This is a genomic window from Actinomadura montaniterrae (assembly GCF_008923365.1).
In the GTDB taxonomy this organism is placed as follows: Bacteria; Actinomycetota; Actinomycetes; order Streptosporangiales; family Streptosporangiaceae; genus Spirillospora; species Spirillospora montaniterrae.
Map to the genome: position 1 here is coordinate 1 of NZ_WBMR01000309.1, position 8,697 is coordinate 8,697.

Annotated in this window: 7 protein-coding genes and 1 pseudogene; 6 read left to right on the top strand and 2 right to left on the bottom strand. The window is 76.5% G+C overall.

Annotation, left to right across the window (positions count from 1 at the left end):
* The 3 genes from F9B16_RS46455 to F9B16_RS46465 form a co-directional block, all read left to right on the top strand.
* Window positions 1-702 (top strand): Wzz/FepE/Etk N-terminal domain-containing protein (locus tag F9B16_RS46455; protein ID WP_151546671.1); only part of this gene is annotated, 702 nt, incomplete at its 5' end.
* Window positions 699-2,111, top strand: coding sequence for a GNAT family N-acetyltransferase (locus F9B16_RS46460; protein WP_151546672.1), 1,413 nt, complete (start codon window positions 699-701; stop codon window positions 2,109-2,111). The genes F9B16_RS46455 and F9B16_RS46460, both read left to right, overlap by 4 nt.
* Window positions 2,104-3,714 (top strand): glycosyltransferase, encoded by a 1,611-nt coding sequence (locus tag F9B16_RS46465; protein ID WP_225992556.1) that lies wholly within the window; start codon window positions 2,104-2,106, stop codon window positions 3,712-3,714. Before F9B16_RS46460 ends, F9B16_RS46465 begins: the two co-directional genes overlap by 8 nt.
* 182 nt (window positions 3,715-3,896) lie before the next feature.
* Here the strand turns inward: F9B16_RS46465 and F9B16_RS53950 are convergent.
* Window positions 3,897-4,724 (bottom strand): annotated as a pseudogene (locus F9B16_RS53950) (glycosyl hydrolase); the annotation flags it as partial.
* Window positions 4,725-4,852: 128 nt separating this feature from the next.
* On the opposite strand from F9B16_RS53950, the gene F9B16_RS46475 reads away from it, so the two are divergent.
* Both F9B16_RS46475 and F9B16_RS46480 read left to right on the top strand, forming a co-directional pair.
* A complete protein-coding gene (locus F9B16_RS46475) occupies window positions 4,853-6,160 on the top strand; it encodes a carboxylate--amine ligase (protein WP_225992557.1) in 1,308 nt (435 codons plus the stop codon).
* A gap of 79 nt (window positions 6,161-6,239) precedes the next feature.
* Complete coding sequence (locus F9B16_RS46480) at window positions 6,240-7,484, top strand: FAD-dependent oxidoreductase (RefSeq protein WP_151546673.1); 1,245 nt, start codon at window positions 6,240-6,242, stop codon at window positions 7,482-7,484.
* A gap of 137 nt (window positions 7,485-7,621) precedes the next feature.
* Here the strand turns inward: F9B16_RS46480 and F9B16_RS46485 are convergent, their stop codons facing one another.
* Window positions 7,622-7,897, bottom strand: coding sequence for a hypothetical protein (locus F9B16_RS46485; RefSeq protein WP_151546674.1), 276 nt, complete (start codon window positions 7,895-7,897; stop codon window positions 7,622-7,624).
* Between the two features lie 357 nt (window positions 7,898-8,254).
* On the opposite strand from F9B16_RS46485, the gene F9B16_RS51835 reads away from it, so the two are divergent.
* Window positions 8,255-8,697: hypothetical protein (locus F9B16_RS51835; protein WP_404800595.1), on the top strand; the 443-nt coding region annotated here is incomplete at its 3' end.

An 8,697-nucleotide genomic window follows, 5' to 3' on the forward strand; every position in this document is an offset into this window, starting at 1 on the left:
CGCCGCGCCGCCACGACGCCCGGCCGCGCCGCCGGCGCCGTCGCCGGCCGGCTGCGCACCCCGCTCGCCGCGTTCCTCCGCCGGTTCGGCCTGCTCATCGCGCTCGTGCTGAGCGGCTTCCTCGGCGGCCTCGGCTACGCCCTGTTCGCGCCGACGACCTACACCGCCACCGCCTACGTCCTCGTCGTGGACGACGGCGACGGCGGCCAGGGACCCGCCGCGGTCAGCTTCGCGCAGGCGTTCGGCCGGCTCGCGCCGCTGCCCGAGACCCTCGCCTACTCCTCCATCCCGCTGCCGGACGGCGCGATGGCCGCCACCCGCGACCACATCCAGTCGTCCACCTCGCCCGACACGCCGCTCATCAAGCTCGCGGGCAGCGCGGACACCCCGTCCGGCGCCGCCGCGTACGCCAACGCCGCCGCCGACGCCCTCGTCCGCTACGGCACCTCGCACCGCACCGACACCGGCGTCCGCGTCGCGCTGATGAGCATGGCCGCGACGCCGTCCGCGCCGTCGTCGCCGAACCTGCCGCTGGACGTCGCCGTCGGCACCGCGTCCGGCGTGCTGCTCGCCGGGCTCGGCGCCGCCGTGCTCAGCGGGCGGCGCGGCCGAGCCCACCAGCGGGGCCAGCACGACGCGTCCCGCCCGCCGCGCGGGGCCGTGCCGAACCCCGCCGCCGAACCCGTGGAGGTGCGCCCGTGACGCCGTCCAGCGTGATCCGCCCGAGCCGGGCCGCCGCGCCCGCCGGGGCGTGGCAGGTGGAGGTGCGCCGCGACGAGGGCGCCCTCATCGAACTGGCCGGCGAACTGCGCGACCTGTACGAGCGCAGCCCGGAGGCGACCCCGTTCCAGTCCCACGAATGGCTGAGCGCCTGGTGGGGCTGGTACGGCATCCGGGGACGGCTGCGGCTCGTCCTCGTCCGGTACCGGGGCCGCCTCGTCGCCGCCGCGCCGCTGATGACCGCGGGCCGCTGGGGCTTCCCGGTGCTGGTGCCGATCGCCGACGAGCAGAGCGACTTCACCGACTTCCTGCTCGACCCCGCGTACGCGGACGGCGCCGTCGAGCACCTCGCGCGCGCCCTGCACGGGATGCGCGGTCGCTGCGCGATCGACCTGCGCGAGGTGCGGCCCGGCTCCGCCGCCCACCAGGTGGTGCGGCGCTGGCCCGGCCGGACGTGGCCGATGCCCGCGTCGGTGTGCATGGAGCTGCCCTGCACCGACATCGCCGAGGTCATGGACCGGTTACCGCGCCGCAGCGCCGGCAAGATGCGCGCGAAGCTCCGCAAGATCGACGTGCGGGGCATCACCGTCGAGACCGTCCCGCCCGAGGAGGCGGCGGACGCGATCGCCGCGCTGCTGGACCTGCACGCCCGCCAGTGGCGGAACCGGCCGATGAACCCCGAGCACTCCCGCGAGCGGTTCCGCCGGCACCTGGCCGAGGCGGGCGCCGCGATGGTCCGCGAGGGCCGCGCCGCCGTGCTGCGGTACCGGTGGGACGGGCGGCTCGTCGCGAGCGACCTCGTCCTCATCGGGCACCGGTTCGTCGGCGCCTACCTGTACGGTGCGATCCCGGAGCTGCGCGACAGCGTCGACGTCACGCTGATGCTGCTGCGCGAGGACCTCGCGCTCGCGCGGGCGCGCGGCCGGCAGGCCGTCAACCTGCTGCGCGGCGAGGAGCCCTACAAGCTGAAATGGCGGCCGCGGCGCGTCCAGAACCAGCGGATCGTACTCGGACGGTCCTTCCCGGCCGCGGTGTTCGCCGGCCTGGCGCTGGTCCGCGCGGGCCTCGCCGCCCGCCGCCACCACCGTCCCGCGACGGTGCCGCTGCCCACCCCGCCCCGCGACGAGGCACCGCCGGAGGCGGCCGCGCATGACGCGGCGCGCGAGGACGCGGCGGCCGGCGGTACGGGACGCGAGGACGTGCCGCATCCGCGCGACGACGCGATGCCGGTACGCGAAGGGCTGTCGGCGCGCGACGCGATGCCGGTGCGCGATCAGATGCCGGTGCGCGATCAGATGCCGGTGCGCGACGCCGAGCTCGTGGGCGAGACGAAGCCGGTGCGCGACGCGGAGGCGGGCGCGCGGAAGGGCGGGCAGTCCGGGGATGGCTGACGCCGCCGAGCCGCTCCGCGTCCTGCACGTCAGCCAGCCGAACGGGGGCGGCGTCGCCGTCTACGTCGGCCAGGCGGTCGCCGACCAGCGGCGGCGCGGCTGGGACGTCGCGGTCGCCTGCCCGCCCGGCGGCGACCTGCCCGCCCGCTGCGCGGCGGCGGGCGTGCCGTGGTTCAACTGGGACGCCGGCCGCGCCCCCGGCCCGCGGACGCCGCTGGAGGCGCTGCGGCTGCGCCGCCTGATCAAGGGCTTCGAGCCCGACGTCGTCCACCTGCACTCCTCGAAGGCGGGCCTCGCCGGGCGGCTGCCGCGCCGCCCCGCCGGGGTGCCGACGATCTTCCAGCCGCACGGCTGGTCGTGGCTCGCCGCGACCGGGCGGCAGGCCGCGGTCAGCCGGCTCTGGGAGCGGTACGCGGCGCGCCGCGCCGACGCGCTCGTCTGCGTCGGCGAGGGCGAGCTGCGGGCCGGGATGCGGGCCGGGATCCGCGGCCCGTTCCGGCTCGTCCGCAACGGGGTGGACCGGCGCCGGTTCGGGCCCGCCGACGCGCCCGCCCGGCTCGCCGCGCGGACCCGGCTGGGGCTGCCCGCCGCCGCGCCGCTCGCGGTGTGCGTCGGCCGGCTGACCCGGCAGAAGGCGCAGGACGTGCTGGTCGCGGCGTGGCCCGCGGTCGCGGCGCGGTGCCCGTCCGCGCTGCTCGCGGTCGTCGGCGACGGCGAGGACCTGGACATGCTCCGCCGCCGGCCGGCGCCGGGCGTCCGGTTCGTCCCGGCGGTGCGGGACCCGCGGGACTGGCTGGCCGCCGCGAACGTGGTCGTGCTGCCGTCGCGCTGGGAGGGGCTGCCGCTGACCGCGCTGGAGGCGCTCGCCACCGGCCGGTCCCTCGTCGGGACGGACATCCCCGGCATCGCGGAGGTGGTCCGTCCCGGGCTCGGCGCGCTGGTGCCGGTCGAGGACCCGGGCGCGCTCGCCGACGCGATGGCGGCGCGGCTGCTGTTCCCAGGGGTCGCCGAGCGGGAGGGCCGCGAGGCGGCCGCGGCCGCGGCGGCCTACGACATCGCCGAGACGGTCGCGCGCCTCGCCGCGGTCACCCGCGAGGTCGCGGGGCGCGGGCCGGTGCCGGACGGCGTGGCCCGCGAGCTCGCGGAGGCCGACGACCTCGGCGCGGACGTCCTCGCCGGTTCGGAGGTCCTGGCGATGTCGGGTGCGGGACGCGCCGGCGCCGGGTTGCCCGGCGGCGCGGGCGGGATGCTCGCCGGGGACGGGGCCGGCGCCCCGGACGGCGGCGCCCCGGACGCCGGCGCCGGATTCGCCCCTGACGGCGGCCCAGGATTCGCCCCCGACGGCGGCCCCGGGTTCGTCCCGGACGGCGGCCCGGGATTCGCTCCGGACGGTGGCCCCGGGTTCGTTCCCGATGGTGGCCCCGGGTTCACCCCCGACAGCGGCGGCGGGTTCGCTCCCGAGGGGGGAGCGGGCGCCGGAGCGGACGCCGACGGCGACGCCGGTGCGGTCGGACCCGACGGCGGCGGGGCGATGGGCGGCGTCGCGACTTCGCCCGGTTCCGCGGGCGACGGCGCGGTCACGCCGCCGAACACCTCGCGGTAGACCTGTGCCGACCGGGGGTTCGCGCCGCATTCCCACACGCCGTGCGGGCAGTAGTCCGTGATCGACTGGTAGACCACGTTATGCGACGCGATCCAATCATGCATTCCCTGGATATATTCGGGGTTGTCGGAGTTGCGGAACAGGCCCCATTCCGGAAAGGAGATGGGCTTCCCGCGCGCGGCGGCGAAGTCCGCCTGCGCCTTCATCCCGTACGGCTCGTCGATGTAGTCCTGGAAGGACTCTCCGGGCGGCTGGTCGTAGCTGTCGGAGCCGATGATGTCCACCACGTCGTCGCCCGGATAGCAGTCCGTCCACGGGATCGCGTCATGGCCGCGGGTCGGCGCGAAATCGAACCGGAAACGCGCCCCGGGAACCCCGCGCATCGCCGCGACGATGCGCCGCCAGTACGTCTTCCACGCGTCCGGGGCCGGCGCGCAGCGGCCGTCGTAGACGTCGCCGTTCATCTCCCAGCCGAGCACGATCACCGAGTCGCCCGCGTTCAGCGACACCAGGTGCCGCGCGAGGGCCTGGTAGTGCCCGTCGAACGCGCCCGACGCGCCGCCGCGCAGCAGCGACGCCACCACGACCGGCGGCAGCCCGGCCTCGTTCGGCGCCATCATCGGCACGTTGACGACGAGCATGCGGCGCGGGTCGGCCTCCCGCCAGCGCGTCCACGGCTGCAGGATCTGCGGCGGGCCCTCGACGTCCTCCCAGGAGTCGCCCGGCAGGTAGGTGCGCCCGACGGTGACCGTCGAGCCGAGCCAGCGCTGGAACCGCTCCACCCGGGCGACGCCCTCCGCGCCCGACCCGAGAAACGCCCCCAACGGCACATAATTCGCCATTTTATGGGTGGCCTGCGGCTGGAACCAGGTGACCAGCGTGGACGCCGCGAGCGCCACCAGGGCGGCGGAGGCGAGCAATACCGGCGGGAACGGGAAGAACGCGGCGCGCCTTTTCCGCGGCGTTTCCTGCGGCCGCCGCCCGGTCGAATGGATATTCGCAGCTCGCATGCGTATCGTATGCCCTCTGGCGGCCGCAGCGAACGAATCGGCCAAGCGGCCGATCGCAAAATTTACCTTGAATGGGAAGGGCACGCCGTGCGCCAAGACCCGTCGCCGGAACGGGCCGGCTGATCCGGATGTTCCTCGACACTCTGCTCACGCCTTTCGGGCGGAGGCCCGCGGGGCCGGGGCCGCTCCCGGACGGGGGGCGGGCCGCGCCGCGGCCGCTCCTCGACCCCGGGCTGCCCGTCCTGCTGCTGCGCACCGACCACAACTACTTCCACCACGGAAGCCTCGGCGCGATCCGCTCCCTCGGCCGCGCCGGGGTCCCGGTGCACGCCATCCTGGAGGGCCGCGCCAGCCCGGCGTCCCGGTCCCGCTACCTGTACCGGGGGCACCCGTGGGCGCCGCCCGCCGAGCGTCCCGCCGAGCTGGCCGCCCACCTGCACCGGATCGCCGAGCGGATCGGCCGCCCGGCGCTGCTGCTGCCCGTCGACGACGCCGGCGCGCTGTTCGTCGCCGAGCACGCCGAGGCGCTCGCGTCCGCGTTCGTCTTCCCGCGCCAGGACCGCGACGTCCCGCGCCGCGTCGCCGACAAGTCGCAGCTCATCGCCGCGCTGCGGGAGCACGGCGTGCCGTGCCCGCAGAGCCGCACGCCGCGCAGCGCCGCCGACGTCGAGGACGCCGCCGCCGAGCTCGGCCTGCCGCTGATCGCCAAGTGGGCGCGGCCGTGGCGGCTGCCGCCGGGCATGCGCAGCACCACCGTCGCGCACACCCTCGACGAGGCGTACCGGCTGTTCGCGGCCGGGCTCCGGCGCGACCCGGACGGCGGCGCGGGCCCGCTGATCCTGCAGCGGCGCATCCCGCCGGACGGCGGCGACTGGTTCTTCCACGGCTACTTCGACGCGTCCCTGGACTGCCTGTTCGGCGCGACCGGCCGCAAGCACCTCGCGCACCCGCCGCAGGCCGGCCACACGATCGCCGGGGAGTGGACCCGCAACCCCGAGCTGGAGCGGCTCGCGGTGCGGACCGTCCGGACGCTGGGCTGCCGGGGGCTGGTCGACCTGGACTTCCGGTTCGACACCGGGACCGGCGCCTACCACCTGCTCGACTTCAACCCGCGGCTCGGCGCGCAGTTCCGGCTGTTCACCGACCGGCGCGGGCTCGACCTCGTCCGCGTCCTGCACCTGGACCAGTCCGGGCGCGACGTCCCGCCGGCGCTGCCGGCGTTCGGCCGCCGGCTGCTGGTGGAGAACCAGTACCTGCGGCAGTCGCTCGGCCGGCCGCTGCTGCGCGCGGGGACCCTCCGCCCGCTGCGCGAGGCGGACGAGCTGGCCTGGTACGCCGGCGACGACCTGCCGCCGTTCCTGGCCATGGGCGGGCAGAGCGTGCTCCGCGCCGCTGGGGGCGCGCGGGGACGCACGCCACGCCCGGCCCGCCGCTGAGCCGGCCGGGCCGCACCATCGGCGCCGCCCGGGGACGCGGCGCCGCCACAAGCACCGACACACATCGGGGGAACGAGAAATGACCGACTCGGTCAGCGACGTCGTCATCGTCGGCGCCGGGCCCTACGGCCTGTCGACCGCCGCGCACCTGCAGAACCTCGGGCTCGACGTGCGGATCATCGGCACGCCGATGGAGTACTGGGCCACCAGCATGCCCGAGGGCATGCACCTGAAGTCCGAGCCGTTCGCCTCCAGCCTCGGGGCGCCGCAGGACGGGCTGCGCTTCACCGACCACCACCCGGAGTGGCGGCTCGGGCAGCCGATCCCGCTGGACACCTTCGTCGCCTACGGCCGCTGGTTCGCCGAGCAGGCGGTCCCGGGCGTCGAGCCCGGCGAGGTGGTGAGGGTCGAGCGCGGCGGCCCGGCCGGGTACGAGGCCACCCTCGCCACCGGCGAGGTGATCGCGGCCCGCACCGTCGTGGTCGCGGTGGGCGTCGGCCCGTTCGCGCACATTCCCGAGGAGCTGGCGGGCATGCCGTCCTGGCTCGTCTCGCACAGCGGCGACCACCGCGACCTGAGCCTGTTCGCGGGCAAGGACGTCGCGGTCGTCGGGGCCGGGCAGTCGGCGCTGGAGACGGCGGTGCTGCTCGCGGACGCGGGCGCGCACCCGCACGTCATCGCGCGGCGCGGCGAGCTCGACTGGAACACCGTGCCGAAGGAGCACCGCTCCCTCGCGGAGCGGCTGCGGGAGGGCCCGCGGTCCGGGCTCGGCACCGGGTACCGGACGTGGGTGATGGCGGAGCGGCCCGGCGTCGTCCGGTACCTGCCGGAGCGGACCCGGCTGCGGCTGGTCCGCGAGACGCTGCCGCCCGCCGGGTCGTGGTGGCTGCGGGACCGGCTGGACGAGCGGATCCGCGTGTCGACCGGCCGCCGCATCGTGAAGGCCGCCGAGCAGGACGACGTCCTCTCGATCACCACCGTCGACCGGACGGGGCGGCGCCTCGTCGTCGAGGCCGAGCACGTGATCGCCGCGACCGGGTTCGTGCCGCGGGTCGAGCGGCTGAAGCTGCTGTCGCCGGAGCTGCGGGTGCGGGTGGACAGCCGGCTCGGCGCGCCGGTGCTCAGCGCGAGCTTCGAGTCGTCGATGCCGGGCCTGTACTTCGCGGGGCTGGCGGCGGCGCCGACGTTCGGGCCGGTGATGCGGTTCGTACACGGCTCGGGCTTCGCGGCGCGCCGGATCGCCCGGCACATCGTCCACCGGACGCCTCCGGCGACCGCCGCGGCGCGGCGCCCCGCGCCCGCGCTGGAGGCGGACGCGCGGTAGCGGCCGGAGAGCACCGGGTGGAGGAATCTCTCCGGGAGGAGGATCGTCCACCGGACGGGACGACGCCGGTGGCGCGCCGGGGCGGGCGCGCCACCGGCGCCCGCTTGTCCGGGCCCGGACGGGCGGGCGCGCCGGGGTCAGCGCCAGAGCGGCCGGGCGCGGCGGCGGACCCGTTCGACCCGGGCGGTGGCGACGGCCCATTCGAGCCGCGAGCACAGCGTCCAGAACCGGGTCCACTCCGGTCGCGTACGGGTGAGGATCCGCTCCGGCCTGCGGAAACCGCGGGTGAGGCGGATGCCCTCGCGGCGGACGGAGTAGCGGACGGGGCGGGGGTCGCGGGGCGCGGCGGCGCGCGGGCGCGCCGGCCTGCGCGGCGACCAGGACCATGCGTTCGCGGGGGAGGGGGCGGGCATGCGGTCGGCTCCTCGGCTAGACGGCCACCTTGTCACCGAATGTAGCGCATCGGATACCGTCCGCCATGCTTCTCCCGGACATCGGGCCGAAACCGGATGCCGGGCCGCCCCGCGCCGCCTGGGGAACGAGTCCCGGTAAAGCGGACGAATTCCAGCTAAAAGCCTTTCTGGGTGACCACTGAAAAGGGATCCGGGGAAAGCGGAATCCATGGCCGGGTAAACGATGGCAAAGACGCGTCGACCTGCCCGATAACACATCGGTGAATGCGCCCGGCACGGTGCTACGGTCATGCCGACCGGCCCGGAACCGGACATCGAACGACGGCCCGACCAGGCCCGACGCGAGGAGTTTCCGCAGTGCGACGCCAACCGATCCGCCACGGGGCGAGCAGCCCCGAGGTGCGTCGGCGCGCGCTCGGAACCGCGCTGGCGCGCGTCGCCGTCATCGCCGGATTCGCGTTCGCCGGATGGATCGCGCTCAGTTCCCTGAACCCGTCCGCGTACGCCGCGCAGAACGGCGCCGCCGACACCGGAACCGCGGGCAACGGAACCGCCGGTACCGGAACCGCGGGGAGCGGAACCGCGGGCGGGGGAGCGGATCGGGCCGCCCGATGGAATCCCGTCCGGGACGCGGCGGACGACTCCGCCGGGCTCGCCGGGCTCTCCACGCTCCGCCACTTCCGGTTCGAGGGCGGCCGCCCGACGGCCGGGACGCCCGGCGCCGTCGCCGGCGACGTCCGCGACGCCGGCCGGCGGCCCGTCGCCTACCTGGGCGAGCGCGGCCGGGACGCCGCCGCCGA